At 70.1% G+C, this 23,653-nt stretch carries 19 protein-coding genes; 8 read left to right on the top strand and 11 right to left on the bottom strand.

Translation table 11 applies throughout. The features are described 5' to 3' along the window. Nucleotides 1-34 precede the first annotated feature (34 nt). On the top strand, nucleotides 35-1,915 hold the full coding sequence (locus ACFVDO_RS10180; RefSeq protein ID WP_378856102.1) for a BCCT family transporter: 1,881 nt from the start codon (nucleotides 35-37) through the stop codon (nucleotides 1,913-1,915). A 90-nt stretch (nucleotides 1,916-2,005) separates the two neighbouring features. Here the strand turns inward: ACFVDO_RS10180 and rocD are convergent, their stop codons facing one another. The 3 genes from rocD to ACFVDO_RS10165 all read right to left on the bottom strand — a co-directional run bounded on the left by rocD (nucleotide 2,006) and on the right by ACFVDO_RS10165 (nucleotide 7,931). Next, nucleotides 2,006-3,202 (bottom strand): ornithine--oxo-acid transaminase, encoded by a 1,197-nt coding sequence (gene rocD / locus ACFVDO_RS10175; RefSeq protein WP_378856104.1) that lies wholly within the window; start codon nucleotides 3,200-3,202, stop codon nucleotides 2,006-2,008. After that, nucleotides 3,202-4,065 (bottom strand): dimethylargininase, encoded by an 864-nt coding sequence (gene ddaH / locus ACFVDO_RS10170; RefSeq protein ID WP_378856106.1) that lies wholly within the window; start codon nucleotides 4,063-4,065, stop codon nucleotides 3,202-3,204. Before ddaH ends, rocD begins: the two co-directional genes overlap by 1 nt. Nucleotides 4,066-4,214: 149 nt before the next feature. After that, a complete protein-coding gene (locus ACFVDO_RS10165; protein ID WP_378856108.1) occupies nucleotides 4,215-7,931 on the bottom strand; it encodes a proline dehydrogenase family protein in 3,717 nt (1,238 codons plus the stop codon). A 70-nt stretch (nucleotides 7,932-8,001) separates the two neighbouring features. Between ACFVDO_RS10165 and ACFVDO_RS10160 the strand changes: the two genes are divergently transcribed. Genes ACFVDO_RS10160 through ACFVDO_RS10150 form a run of 3 tightly spaced genes read left to right on the top strand, consistent with a single transcriptional unit; the run spans nucleotide 8,002 to nucleotide 9,820 of the window. After that, the gene (locus ACFVDO_RS10160) at nucleotides 8,002-8,667 is read left to right on the top strand and encodes a hypothetical protein (protein WP_378856110.1); all 666 of its coding nucleotides are present in this window, start codon (nucleotides 8,002-8,004) and stop codon (nucleotides 8,665-8,667) included. After that, complete coding sequence (locus ACFVDO_RS10155; protein ID WP_378856112.1) at nucleotides 8,664-9,269, top strand: hypothetical protein; 606 nt, start codon at nucleotides 8,664-8,666, stop codon at nucleotides 9,267-9,269. The genes ACFVDO_RS10160 and ACFVDO_RS10155 overlap by 4 nt, the downstream gene beginning before the upstream one ends. Next, on the top strand, nucleotides 9,266-9,820 hold the full coding sequence (locus ACFVDO_RS10150) for a hypothetical protein (RefSeq protein ID WP_378856114.1): 555 nt from the start codon (nucleotides 9,266-9,268) through the stop codon (nucleotides 9,818-9,820). Before ACFVDO_RS10155 ends, ACFVDO_RS10150 begins: the two co-directional genes overlap by 4 nt. Here ACFVDO_RS10150 and ACFVDO_RS10145 read toward each other — a convergent pair whose 3' ends face one another. Beyond that, complete coding sequence (locus ACFVDO_RS10145; protein ID WP_378856116.1) at nucleotides 9,821-11,173, bottom strand: hypothetical protein; 1,353 nt, start codon at nucleotides 11,171-11,173, stop codon at nucleotides 9,821-9,823. A 37-nt stretch (nucleotides 11,174-11,210) separates the two neighbouring features. Further along, nucleotides 11,211-12,740 carry a CitMHS family transporter gene (locus ACFVDO_RS10140; RefSeq protein ID WP_378856132.1) on the bottom strand — a complete coding sequence of 510 codons (1,530 nt, stop codon included), beginning with the start codon at nucleotides 12,738-12,740 and terminating at the stop codon, nucleotides 11,211-11,213. 153 nt (nucleotides 12,741-12,893) lie between these two features. Here ACFVDO_RS10140 and ACFVDO_RS10135 point away from each other — a divergent pair, with 153 nt between their 5' ends. The 3 genes from ACFVDO_RS10135 (at nucleotide 12,894) to ACFVDO_RS10125 (ending at nucleotide 15,729) form a co-directional block, all read left to right on the top strand. Continuing rightward, on the top strand, nucleotides 12,894-14,510 hold the full coding sequence (locus ACFVDO_RS10135; protein WP_378856118.1) for an ATP-binding protein: 1,617 nt from the start codon (nucleotides 12,894-12,896) through the stop codon (nucleotides 14,508-14,510). After that, nucleotides 14,507-15,163 (top strand): response regulator, encoded by a 657-nt coding sequence (locus ACFVDO_RS10130; RefSeq protein ID WP_378856120.1) that lies wholly within the window; start codon nucleotides 14,507-14,509, stop codon nucleotides 15,161-15,163. The genes ACFVDO_RS10135 and ACFVDO_RS10130 overlap by 4 nt, the downstream gene beginning before the upstream one ends. 239 nt (nucleotides 15,164-15,402) lie before the next feature. Further along, nucleotides 15,403-15,729 carry a hypothetical protein gene (locus ACFVDO_RS10125; RefSeq protein WP_378856122.1) on the top strand — a complete coding sequence of 109 codons (327 nt, stop codon included), beginning with the start codon at nucleotides 15,403-15,405 and terminating at the stop codon, nucleotides 15,727-15,729. Nucleotides 15,730-15,811: 82 nt separating this feature from the next. Here ACFVDO_RS10125 and pntB read toward each other — a convergent pair whose 3' ends face one another. The 3 genes from pntB to ACFVDO_RS10110 all read right to left on the bottom strand — a co-directional run bounded on the left by pntB (nucleotide 15,812) and on the right by ACFVDO_RS10110 (nucleotide 19,518). Further along, nucleotides 15,812-17,212 (bottom strand): Re/Si-specific NAD(P)(+) transhydrogenase subunit beta, encoded by a 1,401-nt coding sequence (gene pntB / locus ACFVDO_RS10120; RefSeq protein ID WP_378860128.1) that lies wholly within the window; start codon nucleotides 17,210-17,212, stop codon nucleotides 15,812-15,814. Beyond that, a complete protein-coding gene (locus ACFVDO_RS10115; protein ID WP_378860129.1) occupies nucleotides 17,209-18,774 on the bottom strand; it encodes a Re/Si-specific NAD(P)(+) transhydrogenase subunit alpha in 1,566 nt (521 codons plus the stop codon). Before ACFVDO_RS10115 ends, pntB begins: the two co-directional genes overlap by 4 nt. A 183-nt stretch (nucleotides 18,775-18,957) precedes the next feature. Continuing rightward, nucleotides 18,958-19,518 (bottom strand): acyl-CoA thioesterase, encoded by a 561-nt coding sequence (locus ACFVDO_RS10110; protein WP_378860130.1) that lies wholly within the window; start codon nucleotides 19,516-19,518, stop codon nucleotides 18,958-18,960. 120 nt (nucleotides 19,519-19,638) lie between these two features. Between ACFVDO_RS10110 and ACFVDO_RS10105 the strand changes: the two genes are divergently transcribed. Further along, nucleotides 19,639-20,145: a GNAT family N-acetyltransferase gene (locus ACFVDO_RS10105; RefSeq protein WP_378860131.1), complete on the top strand. Its 507-nt coding sequence runs from the start codon at nucleotides 19,639-19,641 to the stop codon at nucleotides 20,143-20,145. A 56-nt stretch (nucleotides 20,146-20,201) separates the two neighbouring features. Here ACFVDO_RS10105 and ACFVDO_RS10100 read toward each other — a convergent pair whose 3' ends face one another. The 3 genes from ACFVDO_RS10100 to ACFVDO_RS10090 are packed head-to-tail and all read right to left on the bottom strand — an operon-like array spanning nucleotide 20,202 to nucleotide 23,573. Further along, complete coding sequence (locus tag ACFVDO_RS10100) at nucleotides 20,202-21,824, bottom strand: cytochrome b/b6 domain-containing protein (RefSeq protein ID WP_378858907.1); 1,623 nt, start codon at nucleotides 21,822-21,824, stop codon at nucleotides 20,202-20,204. Nucleotides 21,825-21,828: 4 nt separating this feature from the next. Next, entirely contained in the window at nucleotides 21,829-22,797 is a 969-nt protein-coding gene (locus ACFVDO_RS10095) for an electron transfer flavoprotein subunit alpha/FixB family protein (RefSeq protein WP_378858906.1), read from the bottom strand. A gap of 2 nt (nucleotides 22,798-22,799) precedes the next feature. Further along, nucleotides 22,800-23,573 (bottom strand): electron transfer flavoprotein subunit beta/FixA family protein, encoded by a 774-nt coding sequence (locus ACFVDO_RS10090; RefSeq protein WP_378858905.1) that lies wholly within the window; start codon nucleotides 23,571-23,573, stop codon nucleotides 22,800-22,802. Nucleotides 23,574-23,653: the final 80 nt, after the last annotated feature.

Below are 23,653 nucleotides of genomic sequence, written 5' to 3'. Positions count from 1 at the left end.
GTCGGCGGGCAACACCCGCGGATAGCGTGGAGGCATGACCGGAGACAGAGGCGGGGCTGATCCGACGGGCGCAGCACAGAAAGCGAGGGCGGGCGCGAAGCGCCGATCGCCAGAGGTGCTGGGGTGGGTGTTCTGGCCCTCCGCAGCGATCGTCGTGCTGTTCGTACTGTTCGCCCTGCTGGCGCCGAAGATCGCCGAGGCGCTGTTCCAGACCATCCAGACCACGATCGTGAACGCCTTCAACTGGTACTACGTGCTGATCGCGGCGTTCTTCGTCGCGTTCTGCCTGTTCCTCGGCTTCAGCAGGTTCGGCGACATCAAGCTCGGCCGCGATGACGAGGAGCCGGAGTTCTCGCTGATCAGCTGGTTCTCGCTGCTGTTCGCGGCAGGCATGGGCATCGGGCTGGTGTTCTACGGCGTGAGCGAACCGCTCAGCCACTTCGCGAACCCGCGCCCCGGCGTCACCGGCACCCCCGAGCAGCTCGCTCAGGCCGCTCTCGGGCAGACCTACCTGCACTGGGGCGTGCACGCCTGGTCGATCTACGTGGTGATCGGCCTCGCGCTCGCCTATGCCATCCACCGGCGTCGCCGGCCGGTGTCGATCCGGTGGACTCTGGAGCCGCTGCTCGGCAAGCGTGTCGAGGGCGGCTGGGGGCACGCGATCGACGTCATCGCCCTGGTCGGCACTCTGTTCGGCGTCGCCACCTCGCTCGGTCTCGGCGTGCTGCAGATGAGTTCGGGCCTGCACACCGCCGGCATCGCCGACCCCGATGAGACGACTCAGGTCGTCCTGATCCTGATCATCTCGGTGTTCGTGCTGATGTCGGTGCTGTCGGGCGTGACCAAGGGCATGAAATGGCTCTCGAACATCAACCTGATGCTCGCGGGCCTGCTCGTGCTCTATCTGCTGGCGGTCGGACCCACAGAGTTCCTGCTGCGCGACTTCGTGCAGTCGATCGGCTACTACATCCAGAACTTCGTCGGCCTGTCGTTCAACGTCAGCGCCTTCCAGGGCGAGGCGGGCGAGCAGTGGCAGGCGTCCTGGACCTCGTTCTACTGGGGCTGGTGGATCTCCTGGGCGCCGTTCGTGGGGATCTTCATCGCCCGGGTCTCGAAGGGCCGCACCGTGCGCGAGTTCGTGGTCGGCGTGATCCTGGTGCCGACGCTGATCGGCATCCTGTGGTTCTCGGTGCTCGGCGGCTCGGCACTCGCGATGGAGCTCGCGAACCCGGGCACGCTGACCGGCCCCGACGGGCAGGTCGACCTGCAGGGTGCGCTGTTCGAGATGCTGCAGCACGTGCCGGGCTCGGCGATCGTCAGCGTCGGCGCGATCGTGCTGCTCGCGATCTTCTTCATCACGTCCGCGGACTCGGGCGCTCTGGTGATGGGCATGATCGCCACCGGCGGCAAGCCGGAGCCGAAGCGCTGGATCCGCACGTTCTTCGTCGCGATCACCGCCCTGCTGGCCATCTCGTTGCTGCTCTCGGGCGGCCTCACGGCGCTGCAGACCGCGGCGATCACCATCGCCCTGCCGTTCAGCGTGGTGATGCTGCTGATGTGCTGGTCGACGGTCGTGGCGTTCACCCGCGAGCGCCGCGCGTACGCGAAGGCCGAGCGGGCGCAGTTCATCGACAGGATCGGCGAGTACTACGGGCTCGAGGTCGAATCGCACGACGAGACAGGCGTGCTCGGTGCGCAGCCGCGGTGGATGCGGCGGATCCAGCGTCGTTTCGGCCTGCCTGTGGCGCCGACCGAGCCGATCCGGATCACGCCGGGCGCGCTGTCGGCCGAGAGCCACGGCGATGCGTCGCCATCGACACTCGACATCGACGAACTCGTCGGCGAGGACGAGCTGGCCGGCCTCGACGACCCGACGGTGCGCGAGCAGGACACCGGGCCGTTCCTGAAGGACTGACCTGACCGAAAAGCGCCTCCCGACACGAGACGAGCGCTCACGCGCTGAGTCTCGCGCCGGGAGGCGCTTCTCGCAGGGGATTGCTGACTCTCAGGCCCCCAGCACGAGCCTCAGCTGCTCGACGGCCCAGTCCAGCTCGGTCGCGCGGACCACGAGCGGCGGTGCGATGCGGATGGTCTGGCCGTGCGTGTCCTTGACGAGCACGCCGCGCTCCATGAGCTTCTCGGCGACCTCGCGTCCGGTGCCCTGCTCCGGGTCGATGTCGACTCCGGCCCAGAGGCCCGCGATGCGCACTGCGGTCACACCGTGGCCGATCAGCGGCTGCAGCGCGCCTGCGAGGTGCTCGCCGAGCGCGCGTGCGCGTTCCTGGAACTCGCCGGACTCGAGCATCTCGACCACCCGAAGGCCGACGGCCGCCGACAGCGGGTTGCCGCCGAAGGTCGAGCCGTGCTCACCGGGGCGGATGACGCCCAGCACGTCGCGGTTTCCGACGACGGCCGACACCGGGAGGATGCCGCCGCCGAGCGCCTTGCCCAGCAGGTACAGGTCGGGCACGACGCCCTCGCGGTCGCAGGCGAAGGTCTCGCCGACCCGGCCGAGACCGGACTGGATCTCGTCGGCGATGAACAGGACGTTGCGCTCGTCGCAGATCTCGCGGATGCGGCGCAGGTAGCCCTCGGGCGGGATGATGACTCCGGCCTCGCCCTGGATCGGCTCCACCAGAACGGCGACCGTGTCGTCGGTGATGGCCGCGGCGATGGCATCCGCGTCGCCGTAGGGCACCTGGTCGAAGCCGGGCGTGAACGGGCCGAACGGCGCGCGCGCCTCCTCGTCGTCGCTGAAGCTGACGATCGTGGTGGTGCGGCCGTGGAAGTTGCCCTTGGCGACGACCACGCGGGCCTTGCCGTTCTCGACGCCCTTGACCCGGTAGCCCCAGGCGCGCGCGACCTTGATGCCGGTCTCGACGGCCTCGGCGCCGGTGTTCATCGGCAGCACCATCTCCTTGCCGCTCAGCCGGGCGAGGGCCTCGGCGAACGGCTCGAGCCGGTCGTTCATGAAGGCGCGGCTGGTCAGGGCGACGCGGCCGAGCTGCTCGGTGAGCGCGGCGACGACGGCCGGATGCTGGTGTCCGAAGTTCACCGCCGAGTAGGCGGCGAGCAGGTCGAGGTAGCGCTTGCCCTCGACATCCGTCACCCACGCACCCTCGGCGCGTGCGATGACCACCGGCAGTGGTGCGTAGTTGGTGGCGACGTGCGGCTCGAGGGCCGTGTCGACGACGCCGCCCATCAGGCACCCCGCAGTTCGAGGGTGCAGCACTTGATGCCGCCGCCGCCGAGCAGCAGCTCGGACAGGTCGACCATGAGGGGGTTGTAGCCGCGCTCGCGCAGCTGCTTCTCGAAGCCGGTGGCGCGCGGCGAGATGATGACGTTGTAGCCGTCGCTCGCCGAGTTCAGGCCGAACACCGCGCCGTCCTCGTCGGCGACGAGGATCGCGTCGGGGAAGCGCTCGGCGAGGATCTTCTGGGATGCCTCGTCGAAAGCGTGCGGCAGGTAGGCGATGCCGGCGGTCTGGCCGGGCTCGACGACCGGGTCGAGGATGGTCAGCGCGGTGTCGAGGTGGTAGAACCGCGGGTCGACGAGCTTCAGCGTGATGACCTCGCGGCCGAAGACCTCGTGCACCTCGCGGTGGCTGTCGCCGGCGGAGCGGAAGCCGGTGCCGGCGAGGATCACGTCGCCGGCGAGCAGGAAGTCGCCCTCGCCCTCGTTGATCTCCTTGGGCATGACGGTGTCGAAGCCGTTCGCGCGGAACCAGTCGGCGAACGCCGGGGCCTCGCCCTTGCGCTGCTCGTAGTAGAACGCCGGCACGTAGGCGCGACCGTCGATCACGAAGCCGCCGTTGGCCGTGTAGACCATGTCGGGGTAGCCGGCGAGGGGCTCGATGAGGTCGACCTCGTGGCCCAGCTCGAGGTACAGGTCGTACAGCTTCTGCCACTGCTCGACGGCCTTGGAGGTGTCGGTCGGGTTGGCCGGCTCCATCCACGGGTTGATGCTGTAGTTCACCGTGAAGTGCGTGGGCCTGCACATCAGGTAGCGGCGGTGGTGGGCGATGCGGGCCGGGGCGACAGCGGTCGCGGTCTCAGGCGTCGTCATGGGTGCTCCTCGAATTCAGGATGCGGCGGACGCTGTCCAGGGGCCTTGCGGAAGTTCGACCCGCTGCGGTGCGGGGAAGATGCGACTCAGGCACGCCACTCATATTTTCGCACGCCGGATGCCGGACAGTCGAACGCGCGGCCCACCATTCAGATGATGCCCGCGCTCCAGTCGTCGGGGTTGCCGAAGCGGTGCGCGGTGATCGTCACGGACTGCTCGTGCACGAAGGGCAGCAGCTCGATGCGGCCCGCCATGGTGACCTCGCCGTCGTAGACCGCGATGTCGGGGTCGCCGGCGACCGCCGTCGCGAGCGCCGCGTGCAGCTCGGCGACCGCGTCGCGTCCGCCGACCAGGCGCACCCGGCCGGGCATCGGCGTGTGCTCGACGACCGCCTCGACGCCCTCCTGCTCCGCGGCATCCCCTCCGCGCACGCGATCGATCCACTCGGCGTCCGTCTCGACCGAGATCGGCAGATCGAGGATGCCGAGGAAGCGGCGCACCGCGGCCGGCAGCCCGTCGGGCACGGAGAGCAGGAACGGCGCCCCGGCTCGGATGCCGGCGATCACGACGCGCAGCACGTCGGCGAGCCCGGCATCCGCGGTCGCGCGCACGGCGACCGGCACCGGCCGATACCGGAACAGGTTGCGCTCCACGATCAGCTGGGACACGTCGCGCACCTGCCCGAACTCGCGGTCCCATGCGACGGCGTCGGAGAGAGCCGCCTGACGCAGCCGCTCGAACTGCTCGAACTCCAGCGAGGGCTGCGCGGCCTCGATCACGGCCGAGATGCGGCTGTCCAGCCCGCGAAGATGCAGGGTCTTCGAGGTCTTGCCGCGGGACTGCGCCCGCCAGGTGCCCAGCCCGATCAGGTAGTTCGGGCCGCCGGCCTTCGCACCGGCGCCGACCGAGGAGCGCTTCCAGCCGCCGAACGGCTGCCGCTGCACGATCGCTCCCGTGATGCCGCGGTTCACATACAGGTTGCCGGCCTGCACCCGGTCGAGCCAGACCGCGAGGTCGTCGGGGTCCTGTGTGTGCAGGCCCGCTGTCAGCCCATAGGCCACCTGATTCTGCAGGTTGATCGCCTGCGAGAGCGTGTGCGCGTGCATGATGCCCAGCACGGGCCCGAAGAACTCCTCCAGGTGGGTGCGCGAACCGGGTCGCACGCCGGTGCGGATGCCGGGAGTCCAGAGCCGCCCCGTTTCGTCGCCGGGAACGCGCTTCGGCTCGATCAGCCACTTCTCCTCGCCCTCGAGCGTGGTCAGCGCCCATTCGAGCTTGCCCTGCGGCTTCTCGATGACCGGGCCCATCTCGGCCTCGGGGTCGGAGGGCCAGGCCACGTGCAGCGACTTCACTGCGTCGGCCAGCTGGCGTGCGAAGCGCTTCGAGTGCCCCACGGGCCCGACCAGGATCGCGAGCGAGGCCGCCGAGCACTTCTGCCCTGCGTGACTGAAGGCGCTCTTGACCAGGTCAGCCACCGCGAGGTCGAGATCGGCCGTGGGGGTGATGATGATGGCGTTCTTGCTGCTGGTCTCGGCGAGCAGCGGCAGGTCGGGGCGCCAGGAGCGGAACAGCGCGGCGGTGTCCCACGACCCGGTGAGGATCACCCTGTCGACGTCCGGATGCGTGATCAGCTGCTTGCCCAGCCCGCTCTCGGAGATGTCCACCAGGCTCAGCACATCGCGCGGAACGCCTGCCTGCCAGAGGCATTCGGCGATGACGGCGGCGCAGCGGCGGGCCTGGTGCGCGGGCTTGAACACCACGCCGGAGCCCGCGGCGAGCGCGGCCAGCACGCCGCCGGACGGGATCGCCAGCGGGAAGTTCCACGGCGGGGTGACGACGGTCACGCGCGCCGGGGTGAACGCGGCGCCGGCGATCGCGTCGAGCTCCTTGGCCGTCGACGCGTAGTAGCGGGCGAAGTCGACGGCCTCGCTGACCTCGATGTCACCCTCGGAGAACACCTTGCCGGTCTCGATCGCGGCGACCTCGATCAGGTCTGCACGCCGTGCCTCGAGGGCCGCTGCCGCGCGCATCAGGATCTCGGAGCGCTCCGCCGCCGAGCGTGAGGCCCAGGATGCCGCGGCATCCCGCACCCGTCCGACGGTGCCCGCGAGCACGTCCGCGTCGTCGATGCGCGCCGCGGCGAGGGTGGAGAGCCCCAGTTGCGACACGCCTGCGGCGGTGATGCGATCGAACACGCCGCGCGCCCACTCCCGGTTCGCCGGGAGCGACGGGTCACTGTCGGCCGTGTTGGCGAAGCCGGGTGCACCCTCCCCGGGCTCGGCGCCTCCGCGACCGCGGCGGAGGCCGTCCGACGGTTGCGGCCTGGTCGCCTCGCGCCGTGCGTACACGGCGGTCTGCAGGTAGTCCTCGTCCTCAGCATCCGTCTCGGTGCCTGCGGCGATGCCCAGCACGACGCCGGTCAGGTCGGCGTCGGCAGCGGGAGCCATGGATGCCGGGCGCACGGACTCGTGCGCGGGAGCCGTCCTGTCCTGCCGGCGGCGCGGGCCGATGCGCAGCGAGTGATCGCGGGAGCGGGTGACCGAGTCGAGGAACCGCATCTTCTCGCGCTCGAACAGCTGCGGCTGGGTGCCGAAGTCGAGCGCGGCGGAGAGGAAGTTCGACGGGGACGCGTTCTCCTCGAGGCGGCGCACCAGGTAGCTGATCGCGACGTCGAACTCGGCGGGCGCGACCACCGGCACGTACAGCAGCACGTTGCCGACCTCGCGGGAGACGGCCTTGACCTGGCCCTGCGCCATGCCCAGCAGCATCTCGAACTCGATGTCGGGTCGCACACCGCGCTCCCCCGCCAGCAGCCAGGCGTAGGCGATGTCGAACAGGTTGTGCCCGGCGACACCGACCCGCACCGCGGAGGTGTTCCGCGGCCACAGCGCCTCGTCCAGGCAGCGCAGGTAGTTCGCGTCGGTGTCGAGCTTGGTGTCATAGGGAGCGGGCGTCCAGCCGTGCGTGACGGCGTCGACGTGCTCCATGGCGAGGTTCGCGCCTTTGACGAGGCGCACCTTGATGCGTGCGCCGCCGTGCGCGACGCGCTCGCGCGCCCATGCGGTCAGTTCGCGCAGCGCAGGAAGGGCGTCGGGCAGGTAGGCCTGCAGCACGATCCCGGCCTCGAGGTCGCGCAGCCGCGGGTCCTCGAGGATGCGGGTGAACACCGCGATCGTCAGGTCGAGGTCGCGGTACTCCTCCATGTCGAGGTTGATGAAGGTGTTCGTCAGTGCGGCGGTCAGGTACAGCGGCAGCAGCCGCTTCGCGGTCTCCTCGACGACCTGGTCGAAGGCCCACATCGAGATGCGGCTGGTCACCGCCGACACCTTGACCGACACGTAGTCGACGTCGGGGCGGCGGATCAGTTCGTGGATGCCATCGAGCCGGCGCTTCGCCTCGGCCTCACCGAGCACGGCCTCGCCGAGCAGGTTGAGGTTCAGTCGAGAGCCGTCGGCGCGCAGCTTCTCGATCGCCGGCCCCAGCTTCTCGGGCCGGGCGTCGACGATGAGGTGGCCGACCATCTCGCGCAGCACGCGACGGGCGATGGGCACGGTCGGCATCGGCAGCACCGGCGCGACGGCTCCGCCGACACGCACCGCCCCGCGCAGGTACCAGGGCAGGAAGTCGGGGGTCAGCGGGGCGACCCTGTGCAGGGTGGATGCTGCGGCGCCGAGGCTCTCCGGACGCATCACGCCGTCGACGAAGCCGAGGGTGAACGGCAGTCCGTTGCGGTCCTGAAGGACTCCGGCGAGGCGGGCGGCGGCGGGGTCGACCTCTTCCGCCGCCTCCTCGGCCACCCAGCGGCGGGCGAGTTCGACAGCGGCACCGGCGAGGAGAGTCCCCGCGGACGAAGACGGCTCTGGCATGCATCCAGCCTATGACGTGGGTGACAGCGGGGCCGGGAACCTTATGCTTGTGCCGACAGGAGGGGCGCCCGTGGGGGAGAACGACGAGGCGGATGCCGACGCGGCAGGGCGCGCGGAGTCAGAAGCGCGCCTGACGTCCTGGGTGAGGAAGACGACCGACAAGGTCCCCACAGGATGGATCATCACCGGCGCCGGCGCGATCCTGCTCGGCGCGACGGCCGCCTTCGGCGGACTCGCCCCGCAGGAGCAGCCGAAGCCCGTCGAGATCTCCGCCGGCGAGAGCTACACCGGCTCGCAGCTGGACATGACCGTGGTCAGTGCGGGCGTCGGCGGGTACGTGCGCGGCAGCGGAGTCACGCCCGAGGAGGGGCAGCGCACTCTCGTCGTCGTGCTCGACGTCACCAACGAGTTCGACGAGCCGCGCCCCACGGGTGAGAAGGATGCACTCGGCGGGATCGGAGTCGACGGCATGAAGCTGGCCGCCCCCAGCCGCAATCGCGTCGCGGACGGGAGCAGCGCGTCCACCCTGCAGCCCGGAGTGCCGACGCGCGTGCAGCTGGCCTGGGTCGTCGACGCCGATGCCGTCTCGGCAGGCGACGAGATCCGCGTCACGCTGCCCGACGCCACGCACTACCAGGCCAGCTTCGTGGGGCGCGGAGGGTACTGGTACGACTTCCGCACCGGCGCGTACGTCACCGTCCCCGTCGAGGCACTGCCCGAGGAGGAGACGCCATGACCGTCCCCGCGCCTCCCGCGACCCCGGCGGCAGAGCCGGCGCCCCCACGACGCGGCCTCCTGCGCACGGCGGCCCCCTGGGTGCTGTCGATCCTGCTCGTCATCGCGGCCTGGTTCCTCACCCAGATCAAGCAGCCCGAGGACGCGGTCTACGAGAGCTTCGTGACATCGACCACGGTCGGAGAGCACGCCCAGGCCCGCAACCTCTCCGTCACGGTCACCGAGGTTCGGGGCGGGCGCGCCGTGGTCGACGAGCGCGGCTGGCGGGCCGAGGGCACCTGGCTGGTGGTGGACATCGACGCGGCGGCCGTGCAGACTCCGGTGAACACCCGACTGGTGGCGCGACTGCGGATCGGAGATCGACTGTTCTCCGCCACGGAACGCGGCACCACCGCACGCGACATGGGCCTGTTCACGGGGGTCCCTCGGCACGGCAGTCTCGCCTTCGAACTGCCCGAGGGCGCGATCGCCGGCCCCGCCACGCTGATCCTGTCCCGAACCACCGACGATGCCCCCGACGGCGTGATCGAGGTCGCGCTCGACCTCGACGACGTGACGATCCGCAACGAGGTCACGCTGGACGAGATCGGATGGGCGAAATGACCGCGCAGCGCCGCGGATGGTGGCGGAGCAACTCCGCGGCGCTCATCGCCCTGGCCGTCCTCCTCCCCGCCACCGTGCTCGGCGCGGCCTGGTGGGAGTGGAAGCACGCCTTCCCCGACTCCTCTCAGCCGCTCTGGGCCGTGGATGTCGGAAAGTCCGGCACCGTCGACCTCGCGAAGTCGACCTGGGGGCCGATCAAGTCGAAGGCACTCACCGACACCACCGGCCTGGACGTTCCGAAGAACTCGACGGTCATCCTGGTCGGCATCGACGTCACCCCGCACGACGACAAGGGCACCTACTGCCTTCCGCCGCGGCTCATCGAGCAGCGCACCGGGCGCGAGTGGGACACCGCACGGCTCGAGCTCGGTGTGCAGTACAACTCCGACGAACCGGAGACCTGCGTCACGTTCTCGGAGGACGAGAAGGCGAAGCCCTACCAGCTGGTGCTGCCCTACGTCGTCCCCGACGACGCGAAAGGTCCGTACTGGGTCGTGATCGAGCCGCACAGACCCGGCTCCGAGTACGTCCGATTCAGCATCGATCCCTGATCAGATCGCGGGCGGGGCGGCAACGGGTGCCGGGGCGCCGGCCGGCAGCGGCGCGGTCGGCAGCACGCCGGCCGCGGCGGTGATCGCCGCGGCATCCGCCTCCTCCGCCGTGGTCGGGGCATCCGCATCCGTCCGAGCGTCCTGCGCGCGTCGCAGCATCCCGAACGTGGTGTCGTAGGCGGCGGCGATCAGCGAGAGGCGGATCGGCTCGATGATCAGCGGCGGCAGCAGGTAGATCACCGGCCAGTACACCACCCAGAACGTGCTCAGGTCGTGCGGTCCGATCAGGCGGCTCTCGCCATAGCGCAGCCACGACTCCCCCACGATGACCACGGTGTACAGCAGCGCGTACGAGGCGATGATCACCGGGCCCGCACGCCACATCAGCAGGATCGCGCGCCAGATCGGCACGAACCGCGAGCCCAGCTCGGTGCCGAGATCGCGCAGCCGTCGCATCACCGGGTTCGGCACGCGCGCCGCGCGCTCACGCATCTCGGTGACGAGTCTGTGCTGGATGCTGAGCTTCTCGGCGACGATCGCCTGCCCGAACACCACACCGGCGACGGTGAGCCAGGCGAGCGGAGCGAGCAGCACCGGGCCCACCTGCGAGAGCAGCCAGCCGATCCCGTCGCCCAGCCACACGAACGGGACGAACCAGCCGGAGACCGTCTCGCGGGCGTCGGCGACCCACGCCATCGCCACGCGGGTGTCCACCCAGCCGTTCACGGAGTCCGTCAGCTGCCCGAGCAGGATCAGCGAGAAGAACACCCACACGACTTCGCAGTACACGGCCAGCAGGGAAAGCCCCTTCGGCAGACGATCCGCCCAGCGCCCCCACGCCCAGCGTGCGGCGAACGCGATGACGATGACCGAGATCGTCCAGACGTTGAACGACAGGTCGAGCACATTGTCACCCGGGTCGAACGTGCGGTCGGTGCCGAGCGTCGCGCCGATCTCCTCCCGGGTCTTCGCCAGCGCGCGCAGCGCGTAGGACTGCGCATCCTCGCGCAGCATCCCCTGCGCCGAGTACACCGCGAAGAACGGCAGGATGCTCGCCAGCAGCGCGGTCACGAAGGTGCGGCGCCTTTCGGCTGCCGACTCGGGCAGCGGGGCGACGGCCTGCAGCGATCGCAGCCCGTCGCGCAGCACCAGGAGCATCCCGACCATGCTGACCAGCCGTGCCAGCACGGCGACCGGAAGGATCAGCAGACCGCCGGTGGAGTTGTAGGCGCCGACGAAGCCGGCGAGCGCCGTCACCCAGTAGTGCACCAGGATGCCGCCCAGGTACCACGCCAGCAGTGCCGGCCAGTGGCGCAGCAGCACGCGGCCGGTGGTGGCGAGGATGGTCAGCACGAGAACAAGGTACCGTGCCGACCATCCTGCGGTGTGATCAGCCGGCGAACGGGATCGCGCCAACCAGCACGCCGACCACCAGCATCGCCAGCGAGACGATCACGGCGCGCCACAGCACCTTCTTGTGGTGGTCGCCGAGGTTGACGCTCGCCAGGGACACCAGCAGCAGGATCGCGGGCACGAGCGGGGACTGCAGGTGCACCGGCTGCCCCGTGATCGAGGCGCGGGCCATCTCCACCGGGTCGATGCCGAAGTGCGCGGCGCTCTGCGAGAGGACGGGGAGGATCCCGTAGTAGAACGCGTCGTTCGACATGAAGAACGTGAACGGGATCGACAGCACACCCGTGATGACGGCCAGGAACGGGCCCATCGATGCGGGGATGACGGTGGTGATCCACGAGGCCATGGCGTCGACCATCCCGGTGCCGTTCAGCACGCCCACCAGCACGCCGGCGGCGAGCACCATCGAGACGACGCCGACGATCGACGGCGCGTGCTGCACGATCTCGTCGGCCTGGCTCTTCAGCTTCGGGAAGTTGATCACCAGCGCCAGGCCGGCACCGACCATGAACACGTAGGCGAGCGGGAAGATGTCCATCACCAGCAGCACCATCACGGCGATCGTGAGGGCGAGGTTGAACCAGATCAGCTTCGGACGCAGCGTCGGGCGGTTCGGGTCGAGCATCGTGTCGGCCATCGCGGTGTCGGTCGCGTCGACGAGCTGCGCGGTTCCGACGCCGCCGTGACCGCCGGCGACCGTGACGATGTTGCCGGTGTGCAGCTCGGCGCGCGCGCCGGGCTTCGGGTCGGCTCTGCGCAGGATGCGCTGCACGCCGCCGGTCACGGCACCGGGCTCTCCGGAGATGCGCGAGGTGTCCACGCTGCCGGCCAGACGACGTCGCTCGGACAGACCAAGGAACCACGCGAAGGTGAGCGAGATGATGATTCCCGCGATCATCGACGGGATCATCGGCACGAACACGTCGGTGGCATCCAGCTTCAGCGCGGTCGCGGCGCGGACGGTCGGTCCGCCCCACGGCACGATGTTCATCGTGCCGTTCATCAGGCCGGCGACACAGGTGAGCACGACGGGGCTCATCCCCAGGCGCAGGTAGAGCGGCAGCATCGCGGAGGTCGTGATGATGAAGGTCGTCGATCCGTCGCCGTCGAGCGAGACGGCGGCGGCGAGGATCGCCGTGCCGAGCACGATCTTCGCCGGATCGTCACCGAGCAGCCGCGTGATGAGCCGGATGAGCGGGTCGAACAGGCCGACGTCGATCATGAGCCCGAAGAACATGATCGCGAACATCAGCAGCGCCGCGGTGGACGCCATGGTCCCGATGGCGTCCAGCACCATGTCGCCGAGCCCGAGCCCTGCGCCCGCGAACAGGCCGAACACGGTCGGCACCAGGATCAGGGCCACCATCGGGGTGAGGCGCCTGGTCATGATCAGCGTCATGAACACCAGGACCATGGCGAACCCGAGGACCACGAGCACTCCATCCGGCGGGGTGAACGCCGTGTTGTAGACCGGCGCCTCGTCCGCGGCTGCCAGCAGGCCGGACATCGTGAGCATGTCGACTCCCTCGTCGTGTGTGTCGGGGTGCACCGCGTGGTGCATCTGAGCGAGAGTACGAACCCGCGATCCGCCGCGCGCGCTACAGCGCATTGATCGGCGTTCTGCGCATTAAACTCAGCATGTTCGACAGGAGGTGCGCGGATGCGCTTCGCGACCCGGATGCTGATCACGCAGCTCGTCACCGTGGTCGCCGTCGTCGCTGTCTGCTCGGCGGTGTTCGGCTGGATCTCGGTGCAGCAGCTGCGCATCTCGGCGGAGCAGTCCGCCCTCAACATCGCGCGCACGCTCGCCGAGGACCCCGACGTGCAGCGCCGCGTCGCGTTCTACTCCGCGGACCCCGGCACACCGAGCGCCGCCGACCTGAAGGACGACGATCTGCAGCGCATTGCACAGGACGTCACGGCCCGCACCGGCGCCCTCTTCGTCGTGGTCACCGACGACCACGGCATCCGCCTCGCGCATCCCCGCCCCGAGCAGCTCGGCGAACGGGTGAGCACCGGCTACCAGCAGGCCCTGGCCGGCCATGAGGTGGTCGCCTGGGAGACCGGCACGCTCGGCGAGTCCGCTCGCGCCAAGGTCCCTGTGCTCCCGGTCGGCGGCGGCGAGCCGATCGGAGAGGTCAGCGTCGGCTTCGAGCGGGCGAGCGTGTTCAGCAATCTGCCGCTGCTGCTCGGCGGCATCGCGGTCGCCGCCGTGGCGGCGCTGCTGCTGGCGGCGATCGCGTCGGCACTGGTGCGGCGCCGGTTCACGCGACTGACTCTCGACCTGCAGCCGGAGGAGCTGGTCGCCCTCGTGCAGAACCAGGCTGCGGTGCTCGACGGCGTGGGCGACGGGGTGGTCGCGGTCGACCCGAAGGGCACGGTCCGCGTGTGCAACCGGGCGGCAGAGCGCATGCTGGGCGCCGACGCCGTCGGTCGTCCGCTCACGGCCCTGGGGCTGGACACCGAGCTGCTGGATGCGGCGCGGGGTCCCGACGGCGTCGAGACGGTGATCGGCGGACGGGTCGCCTATCTGGACGTGCGTCCCGTCGTGCGCAATGGCCGTGATCTCGGCGAGGTGATCGTGCTGCGCGACCGCACCGACGTGGAGGCGCTCGCCGCACGGCTCGCCTCCGTGCAGGCCATGACCGAGGCGCTGCGGGTGCAGCGGCACGAGTTCGCCAACCGGATGCATGTCGCCGCAGGGCTGCTCGACGCTCAGCGCGCCCCCGATGCGCGGGCTTTCCTCGGGGACCTGCTCTCCCGCGGGGCCGTCGACCCCGCGGTGCCGGGCATCGAGCGGGTGCCGGATGCCTTCCTGCAGTCGGTTCTCGGGGCCAAGGCGGATGCCGCGCGCGAGCGCGGCGTGCAGCTGCGCGTCTCGGAGGACACCCTCGTCACCGGTGGCGTGCTCGCCGTCGAGGACGTCGCCGCTGTGCTGGGGAACCTCGTCGACAACGCGGTGCAGGCGGCCCGCTCGGCACCGCAGACGTGGGTCGAGGTCGGCCTCTTCGGCGACGGCGCGGAACTGGTCATGACCGTGTCCGACTCCGGCGCCGGGATCGACGAGGGCGTCGATCCGTTCAGCCGCGGCGAGCGCCCCGGGCTCGATCCGGATGCCGTGCACGGGCGCGGCTTCGGGCTCGCCCTGGCCCGCGATCTGAGCAGACGGCGCGGTGGCGACGTGTGGGTCATCGACCGCGGCGGGCCCGACGGCGGCGCGGTGTTCGGCGCGCGCATCCCCGATGCTCTGGATTCCCACCGAGAGGGCGAAGCATGACCGAGCCGCTCCGCGTCCTGATCGTCGACGACGACTTCCGCGTCGCCGGCCTGCACCGTGACATCGTCGACGCGCGCCCCGGCTTCCGGGCCGTCGGCACCGCCCCGACGCTGGCCGCCGCGCTCCGCGCGGTGCAGGAGCACTCCCCCGACCTGATGCTCGTCGACGCCTATCTGCCGGACGGCGACGGCGTGCGGTTCATCGCCTCGCATCCGATCGACGCCATCCTGATCTCGGCGGCGGCCGACGGCAGCACGGTGCGCCGTGCGCTGCGCGCCGGAGCGCTGTCGGTGCTGACGAAGCCCTTCGAGTCGCAGGTGCTCGAGACACGACTCGACGCCTATGCGCGGTTCCGCAACCTGCTCCCCGAGAACCGCGGCACGAACCAGGAGCAGATCGATCGCGCGCTCGCCATCCTGCACGGCGGCGGCGAGCCCGTGTCCACCGGGCGCTCTGCCACCGAGACGCTGATCCTCGGGCATCTCGGCGGGGACGAGGCGTCCGCCGCCGAGATCGCCGAACGCGCCGGTGTCTCGCGCGCCACCGCGCAGCGTCATCTCGCGGCCCTCGCTACCCGGGGGCTCATCGAGGTGCGCCTGCGCTACGGCTCGACAGGCCGCCCCGAGCACCGGTACGTCCGCCCCGGAGCCTGAGCCGCCCGGCGGCTCCCTCCCTCTTCGCCCCTTCCGGTCGCAGTCCGCCCCGGAACACCCCGCTCTCCGGCATCCAGACAGCAGTCCGCCCCTGAAACAAGCGCGCAGAACGAGACCAATCGCGACGCGAGCGGTGCTCCGTGTCCGGAACGGGACGAAGTGCGACCTGGATGCGCGCGGCAACGGCAGCGACCGCAGCGGCCCTGTCACAAGGCGGAACCGAGGACTACGATGCCGCCATGTCACGCACTGGGGCACACGGCATATCCGGCCTGGCGATCGCGGCGCTCGCCGCAGGGGTGATCTCGGTGCTGACCGCGATCGGGACGATCCTCTGGCTGAACACGTTTCCGGGTGAGGCCGTCTTCGGGCCGATCGTGGTCGCCGGTCCCGTGCTCGCCCTCATCGTCGCGCTCTGCCTGACCGTCGAGATCGCGGCGGTGCGGCGCGCGCAGCCGAGTTGGATGGGCGTGGTCGGGCTGGCGCTCAGCGCCCTCCCCGCGCTCCTCGGCGGCTACTGGCTGGTGGGCGCTGTGGCGCTGCTGCTCTTCCAACTGTCCCATTGAGATCCGCACGACCTCCCCAGATGCGCGCGAGACCCACGTCCTGGACGTGGGTCTCGCGCGGCTCTCGAGGTCTCGCCCAGGCTTACAGCGCCCGGATGATGTCCTCCACCCGCTCCTTGGCGTCGCCGAAGAGCATCTGCGCGTTGTCGCGGAAGAACAGCGGGTTCTGCACGCCCGCGTAGCCGGCGGCCATCGAGCGCTTGAACACGATCACGTTCTCGGCCTCCCACACCCGCAGCACCGGCATGCCCGCGATCGGGCTGCCCGGGTCCTCCGCGGCGGCGGGGTTCACGGTGTCGTTCGCGCCGATCACGAGCACCACCGACGTCTTCGCGAAGTCGTCGTTGATCTCCTCCATGCTCAGCACGATGTCGTATGGCACCTTCGCCTCCGCCAGCAGCACGTTCATGTGGCCGGGCAGGCGGCCGGCGACCGGGTGGATGCCGAATCGCACGTCCACGCCGCGCTCGCGCAGCTTCGCGACCAGGTCGGCGACCGGGTACTGCGCCTTCGCGACGGCCATGCCGTAACCGGGGGTGATGATCACGCTCTGCGCGCCGGACAGCATGCCTGCCGCGGCATCTGCGCTGATCTCGCGGTGCTCGCCGTAGTCCTCGTCTCCCGAGCTGGATGCCACGATGCCGAACCCTCCTGCGATCACCGACAGGAACGACCGGTTCATCGCCTTGCACATGATGTACGACAGGTAGGCACCCGAGGACCCGACCAGCGCACCGGTGACGATCAGCAGGTCGTTGTTCAACAGGAAGCCCGCCGCGGCCGCCGCCCAGCCCGAGTAGCTGTTCAGCATCGAGACGACCACGGGCATGTCGCCGCCGCCGATCGACGCCACCAGGTGCCAGCCGAGCGCGAACGACAGCGCGGTCACCGCGAACAGCAGCCAGAGCTGCTGGTCGGCGACGAACCAGACGGTCAGCGCGAGGAACACGACCAGCGCGCCGATGTTCAGGACGTTCTTGCCCGGCAGCATCAGCGGCTTCGACGACATCTTCGCCGACAGCTTCAGGTACGCGACGATCGACCCGGTGAAGGTCACGCCGCCGATGAAGATGCCGATGAACACCTCGGCGTTGTGGATGCCGACCAGCTCGGGAGCGATCGCCTCGTGCGCGAGGTAGCCGTTCCAGCCGACGAGCACCGCGGCGAGGCCGACGAAGCTGTGCAGCAGGGCGATGAGCTCCGGCATCCCCGTCATCTGGACGACGCGGGCGCGCCACAGGCCGATCGCCCCGCCGACGATGACCGCGACCACGAGCAGGACCAGCCCGATGGTGGAGCCGGATCCGCCCCAGGCGTCTGCGACGGTCAGGGCGAGGGTCGCGAGCAGCGCGATGACCATGCCCGCGATGCCGTAGATCACGCCGGAACGGGCGGACTCGTGGCGACTGAGCCCTGCGAGGCTCAGGATGAACAGCAGCGCGGCGACGATGTAGGCCGCGCCGGCGAGGGCGTCGACGGTCACTTGTCGGCTCCCTTCGTGAACATGGCGAGCATTCGGCGGGTCACCGCGAACCCTCCGAAGATGTTGATGCTGGCGAGCAGGATGGCGATCGCGGCGAGCACCTGCACGACCGGGTTAGGAGTGGTCACCTGCAGCATGGCGCCGACGACGATCACGCCCGAGATGGCGTTGGTCACCGACATCAGCGGCGTGTGCAGGGCGTGGTGCACCTTCCCGATCACGTAGAACCCGATCACGACGGCGAGCATCAGCACGGTGAAGTGCTGCGGCAGCGGCGGCGGGGCGAACAGGTTCACCACGAACAGCGCGACGATGCCGACGCCGATCAGCAGGGCCTTGCGGCCGGCGCTCATCGGCTTCTTCTCCACCGATGCGCCGGGTGCGGCATCCTTCCCTGTGCCCGGTCCCTGAGCCTGCCGAAGGGTGGCGGGCGCAGCGGCGACCTGCACCGCGGGCGGCGGCCAGGTGACCTCGCCGTCGCGCACGACGGTGACCGAGCGCTGCACGACGTCGTCGAAGTCGATCGCGAGCGTGCCGTCCTTGCCCGGCGTGAGCAGCGCGACGAGGTTGGCGACGTTCGTGCCGTAGAGCTGGGATGCCTGCGCGGCAAGCCGCGAGGCCAGGTCCGTGTAGCCGAGGATGATCACACCGTTGGGAGTGACGATCCGCTCTCCGGCGACCGAGCCCTCCACGTTGCCGCCCTGGGCTGCCGCCATGTCGACGATCACGCTGCCCGGCTTCATCAGCGCGACATCCGCCGCTGTGATCAGCCGGGGTGCCGCGCGCCCCGGGATCAGCGCGGTGGTGACGATGATGTCGACGTCGGCCGCCTGCTCGGTGTAGATCTCCGCCGCTCGGCGGTCGTAGTCGGCGCTGGTCGCCTTGGCGTAGCCGTCGGTGGATGCCGCGACCTCGACGTCGACGGGTAGGTAGGTTCCGCCGATCGAGGTGACCTGGTCGGCCACCTCGGGCCGCGGGTCGGTCGCGCGGACAATCGCGCCGAGGCTGGATGCCGCTCCGATCGCCGCGAGTCCGGCCACACCAGCACCGGCGACGAGCACCTTGGCCGGCGGCACCTTGCCTGCGGCGGTGACCTGCCCGGTGAAGAAGCGGCCGAACTCGTTGGCGGCCTCGACCACTGCGCGGTAACCGGCGATGTTCGCCATGGAGCTCAGCACATCCATCGACTGGGCACGCGAGATGCGGGGAACCGCGTCGAGCGCGACCGCGGTGATTCCGCGCTGCGCGAGCGCCTCGACGAGGTCGGGGCGCAGCGCCGGCGAGAGCAGTGCGACCACGGTCGCTCCGTCTGCCAGCAGGGCGATCTCGTCGGGTCCGGGGGCGTTGATGCCGAGCACCACCGCACTCCCCCAGGCCGCCTCGCGATCGACGATGGTCGCGCCGGCCTCGGTGTACGCGTCATCCGGATATGAGGCGGAGCCGCCGGCATCCTTCTCGACGACGACCCGATAGCCGAGGTCCTGCAGGGTGCGCACCGTGGCGGGCGTCGCGGCGACGCGCGCCTCTCCACCGGCCTCGCGCACGATTCCGAGTTGTGTCACACGTTCTTGTGTCACATCATTCCTTCCGTCACCCCCGGCTGCACGCAGCACGCAGCATCGGGGAACCGCCGCCGATGGCGGTGTCGGGGGTGTGCTCAGATTACTGACGGACTTGACGTTCAGCGAGCAATCCGCCACCCATGACGAGGAAAGAACCGAGAAAGTTACGCAATCTGCAAACGGTCAGCGCCAGATGCTCGGAGCCTCGGCCTTGGTGGGAGGCAGTGCGGAGGCGCCGGCCCAGTCGTGGATCCACGCGTCGACACCGGGCACGCCCTCGGGGTGGCCGACGGCTGCGAACAGCTCGTCGTGCTGCACCGTGCCGCCGCTGCGGCGCAGCATCCGGGCCCGGACGATCACGCGGGCGTAGATCTCGCCGTCCACGACGGCGCGGTGCTCGAGGAAGATGGCCTTGTCGTCATGGCCGACCATGCGGGACTCGACGTCGAAGCGCTGCCACAGTTCGAGGGACTTGCGGAAGGTGACGGTCTCGCTGGACACGACCGCGTACCAGCCGCGGCGCTTCATCTCGTCGAACAGTCCCGTGCGGATCAGCAGGTCCCATCGCCCCAGGTCGAACAGCGACAGATACCTGCCGTTGTTCATGTGCCGCAGGATGTCGATGTCGGTGGGCAGCGTCGTGAGACGGATGCTGCTGACCTCGGCGGGCTCGAGGGCCGCCCCGCGGCGTACGCGACGTCGGGCCTGCTGGATGACGAGGAGGGTGCGCCAGATCACGTTCACGAGGTCTGACAGTAGCTATCGGCAACGGATGCCGCAAAGTGGTTGTAGAAGTAGGACATGGTCACCCCGTGTGTCCCTGTCGATTTCACCTCCACGGCCACCGCGCGTAGAGTCACGGGCATGAGCGCCGAAGCCCAGCCCGAGATCATCGTCCGTCCGGTCCGCGATGCGGATGCGGAAGCACTCGGCCGCGTCCACGCACAGACCTGGCACGAGACCTACGACCACCTCATCAGCAAGGCCGCCCTCGAGAAGGTGTCGCCCAAGCGCCTCGCCGAGCTCTGGGTCAACTGGGCCCGCCAGGGCGACGACTTCCGGATGAGCGCCGCGCTCGTCGACGGCGAGATCGTCGGCTTCGTCGGCTCCGGCCCCGCTCGCGACAAGGATGCCCCGCGCAACCGCGAGCTCTACTTCATCTACCTGCTCGACAAGTGGCACAGCACCGGCCTCGGCCAGCGCCTGTTCGACGCCGCCGTCGACCAGGGTGAGGAGCTTTACCTCTGGGTCGCCGACGACAACCCCCGCGCGCATCGCTTCTACGTGCGCAACGGCTTCACGCTCGACGGCGCCAGCCACACCGAGCCGTTCCTCGGCGAGACGCTCACCGAGGTGCGCTTCGTGCGCTGACCGCGTCTCTCACGACGAAGCCCCCTCCGTCCGGAGGGGGCTTCGTCGTTCTCGGTTCAGCGCCCGGAGACGTTTCCGAACACCTTGGCGATCGGCGCGAGCACCAGCGGGCGGGCGGCGATCCAGCCGATCGCCATCACGACCACGGCACCGACGAACACCCAGAAGCCGACCCACGAGACGACGTCTGTCGACGCGAACATGTGGTTCAGGTTGGCCAGCATGCCCGTGAGGAACACCAGGGCGACGTGCACCACGATGAACGCCACGAAGTACAGCATGATCGGGAAGTGCAGCGCGCGCGCCCACTCGACCGGGTAGGCCTTAGACAGGCCCTCTGCCTTCTTGGGCCACAGCCCCGACATCCGGAACCCGGTGATCGCGGCCAGCGGCGCGGCGATGAAGACCGTGGTGAAGTAGGCCAGCAACTGCAGGCTGTTGTAGTTGTTCCAGCCGTTCTCGGTCGGCCAGTCGAAGGACACGTACTGCAGCAGTGCCGAGAGCGCGTTCGGGAACACCTCCCAGCTGGTCGGCACGATCCGCAACCAGTGCCCGCTGGCGAACAGCAGCACCACGAAGATCACGCCGTTGACCAGCCACAGGATGTCGAGCGACTGGTGGAACCACAGCGTCAGGCTGATCTTGCCCTTGGCGTTGCCGCGCGGCGCCCAGAACACGGTGGGCCGCTTCTCGGTGCGCACCCGCAGCCCCGACCGGATGATCAGCAGCATCAGGAACATGTTGAAGAAGTGCTGCCAGCCCACCCAGCCCGGGATGCCCGGAGCCGCGGTGGTCTCGTAGTGCCCCGGGTAGGTCGTCAGGAAGTCCTGCATGAACGGCAGGCTCAGGAACGCACGGACCAGGAAGATGCCCGAGATCGCGACCAGTCCGAGTCCGGCGGCGGCGAACAGTCCGGCGATCGCCTGTGTCCAGGTCGGGCGACGGGCGGTCCCTGAGCTTGTCGAACGTGCGGCCTCGGGCACCTGGCGCGGGGCCTTGCCCGCCCAGACCGTTCGCGTGAACGGCAGCGGGGTGGAGACGTCGACGACGGATGCCGCGGGCACGAGCGCGACGGGGGTGTCGTCTGTGATCTGGATCTCGACGGCGGGGGCCACGGATGCGACGGGAACGACCGTCCCGGCCGGAGGCCAGGCGTCGCCGTCGGCGACACGCGGCAGGCCCCGGCGCAGGGCCGGGCCGGCGGATGCCGCGGAGGCGGATGCTGCGGGAGCGGATGCTGCGGGAGCGGATGCTGCGGGAGCAGCGGATGCCGCCGGAGAGGATGCCGCTGCGGGTGTCGCTGCCACGGCAGCTGCGGGGGTCTCATCGTGCGACGCCTGCGCGGCAGCCCCTGCAACTCGGGCTGCGACGGTCGCCGGGGGCCAGGGCTCACCGCCTGCAAGGCGCGGAAGACCGCGACGCAGGGCGACGCCGGTAGCCGCGCCGGCTGCGGCCGCGGCAGACACTTCGGGGGCCGACACGCCAGATGTCGGACCATCTGCCGGAATCGGTCCGACATCTGGCGTGTCGGCCGTCTGAACGGCGACGACAGCCGATGCCACGGCGGTCGGGACGGCGGTGGCCTCCACGGCATCCGCGAGCTCGACGGTCGCGGCAGGAGGCCAGGCCTCGCCGCCCTTCACCCGCGGGAGCCCGCGTCGCAGCATCCGCTCCGACATGGCGTCAGCTCTTCCGCGCTTCGAGCGCCTCGATCAGCTGCGGGACGACCGTGAACACGTCACCCACGATGCCGAAGTCGGCGATGTCGAAGATGGGCGCATCGCCGTCCTTGTTGATCGCGACGATCGTCTTCGCGGTCTGCATGCCGGCGCGGTGCTGGATCGCGCCGGAGATGCCGAGGGCCACGTAGAGCTGCGGTGAGACCGAGACGCCGGTCTGACCCACCTGGTGCGCGTAGGGGATGTACCCGGCGTCGACCGCGGCGCGGGACGCGCCGATCGCCGCGCCCAGGGTGTCGGCGAGCTGCTCGACGAGCACGAACTGCTCCTTCGAGCCGAGCCCGCGCCCACCCGAGACCACCTTCGCGGCGCCACGCAGGTCGGGTCGGGACGAAGTCTGTTCGACGGCGTCGACAGCGCCGGCCGATGCCGCGACGGCACCGGATGCGGTGACCATGAGCGCCTCGGCGGCTGCGGAGGCGGCCTCGGCACGAGCATCCACGGCACCGAGACGCACCGTGATCACTGGCGCACCGAACGTCGGCGCCGACTGGGTGAGGAACGATCCGCCGAACACGGAGTGGTGCGCCACGACGCCCTCGTCGTCGCGGGAGACGGCGACGGCGTCGACCGAGAGCGCGAGCTTCTCGCGCACCGCGAATCGGCCGGCGACGTCGCGCCCTGCGATCGAGTTCGAGATCAGGACGGCGTCAGGCTGCACCTGCGCGTAGGCGGCCTGCAGCGCGTCGACGACCGGCACGGTCAGCGCGGCGGCGTCGCCGTCGGCGGTGAGCACGGCCTGCGCGCCGACCGTCGCCGCGGCCTCCGCCGCAGCCGGCGTTCCGCCGACGACCAGCACGACCGGTGCGCCGATCTGCGCGGCGGCGCCGACGAGTCCGGCGGTGCTGCCGGCGAGCTCGCCGGACGGCTCGAGGTCGGCGAGCACGAGGATCGGGTTCGCGGGGTACGCCATGATCACACCAGCCTGTTCTGCACGAGGAACTCTGCCAGCTGCGTGCCGGCGTCGCCCTCATCGACGATCTTCACGCCCGCCGCCCGCGGCGGCTTCTCGGCCACTGTGGTCATGATCGCGCGGGGCGCCGCGGCCGGGTCGGCGGAGACGCCGAGGTCCTGGAGCGAGAGCACCTCGAGGGGCTTCTTCTTCGCGGCCATGATGCCCTTGAAGTTGGGGAACCGGGCATCCGGCAGCGCCTCGGTGATCGAGATGACCGCCGGAAGGGATGCCGTGACTTCCTGGTTTCCGGCATCCGCTGCGCGCGTGCCGCTGATCTGGTCGGCGCCGATCTCGACCGCGCTGAGCGCGGTGGCCTGCGCGAAGCCGAGGTGCTCGGCGAGCATCGCCGGGATCACGCCGCCGGAGCCGTCGGTGGACAGGTTGCCGGTGATGACGAGGTCGGGCTCGCCGCGCCGGATGGCGGCGGCGAGGGCCTCGGCGGTGAGCGTCAGGTCGGCTCCGCGGAGCTCCTCGTCGACGACGTGGACGGCGGAGGCCGCGCCGATCGCGAGCGCCCGGCGCACGGAGGCCGTGGCAGACTCGGGCGACATCGACAGCGCGATCACCTCGGTGCCCGCATTCTTGTCGGCGTACGCGAGGGCCACCTCGAGCGCACGCTCGGTGATCTCGTCGAGCACCATGTCACCGGCCCGATCGGCCAGCCCCGTCTCGAGGTCCAGCTTGCGGTCACCGTAGGTGTCGGGGACTTCCTTCACCAGGACGTAGATCTTCATCGAGCCTCCTCACGCCTGACACGATCCTAGCGGTCGGCGCCCTGAAATTGAATTCCAGCAACCGTGAAATTGAGTTCCAA

The sequence above is a fragment of the Microbacterium sp. NPDC057741 genome, from assembly GCF_042798735.1.
Taxonomy (GTDB): Bacteria; Actinomycetota; Actinomycetes; order Actinomycetales; family Microbacteriaceae; genus Microbacterium.
The sequence above is the reverse complement of the archived record's forward strand: the minus strand, read 5'-3'. Positions and strand labels throughout refer to the sequence as shown.

Bases quoted from the DNA above. Each gene is read 5' to 3' on its own strand.
- ACFVDO_RS10180 (WP_378856102.1), top strand. From the start codon at position 35: ATGACCGGAGACAGAGGCGGGGCTGATCCGACGGGCGCAGCACAGAAA.
- rocD (WP_378856104.1), bottom strand. From the start codon at position 3,202: ATGGGCGGCGTCGTCGACACGGCCCTCGAGCCGCACGTCGCCACCAAC.
- ddaH (WP_378856106.1), bottom strand. From the start codon at position 4,065: ATGACGACGCCTGAGACCGCGACCGCTGTCGCCCCGGCCCGCATCGCC.
- ACFVDO_RS10165 (WP_378856108.1), bottom strand. From the start codon at position 7,931: ATGCCAGAGCCGTCTTCGTCCGCGGGGACTCTCCTCGCCGGTGCCGCT.
- ACFVDO_RS10155 (WP_378856112.1), top strand. From the start codon at position 8,664: ATGACCGTCCCCGCGCCTCCCGCGACCCCGGCGGCAGAGCCGGCGCCC.
- ACFVDO_RS10150 (WP_378856114.1), top strand. From the start codon at position 9,266: ATGACCGCGCAGCGCCGCGGATGGTGGCGGAGCAACTCCGCGGCGCTC.
- ACFVDO_RS10140 (WP_378856132.1), bottom strand. From the start codon at position 12,740: ATGTCCGGCCTGCTGGCAGCCGCGGACGAGGCGCCGGTCTACAACACG.
- ACFVDO_RS10135 (WP_378856118.1), top strand. From the start codon at position 12,894: ATGCGCTTCGCGACCCGGATGCTGATCACGCAGCTCGTCACCGTGGTC.
- ACFVDO_RS10130 (WP_378856120.1), top strand. From the start codon at position 14,507: ATGACCGAGCCGCTCCGCGTCCTGATCGTCGACGACGACTTCCGCGTC.
- ACFVDO_RS10125 (WP_378856122.1), top strand. From the start codon at position 15,403: ATGTCACGCACTGGGGCACACGGCATATCCGGCCTGGCGATCGCGGCG.
- ACFVDO_RS10105 (WP_378860131.1), top strand. From the start codon at position 19,639: ATGAGCGCCGAAGCCCAGCCCGAGATCATCGTCCGTCCGGTCCGCGAT.
- ACFVDO_RS10100 (WP_378858907.1), bottom strand. From the start codon at position 21,824: ATGTCGGAGCGGATGCTGCGACGCGGGCTCCCGCGGGTGAAGGGCGGC.
- ACFVDO_RS10095 (WP_378858906.1), bottom strand. From the start codon at position 22,797: ATGGCGTACCCCGCGAACCCGATCCTCGTGCTCGCCGACCTCGAGCCG.
- ACFVDO_RS10090 (WP_378858905.1), bottom strand. From the start codon at position 23,573: ATGAAGATCTACGTCCTGGTGAAGGAAGTCCCCGACACCTACGGTGAC.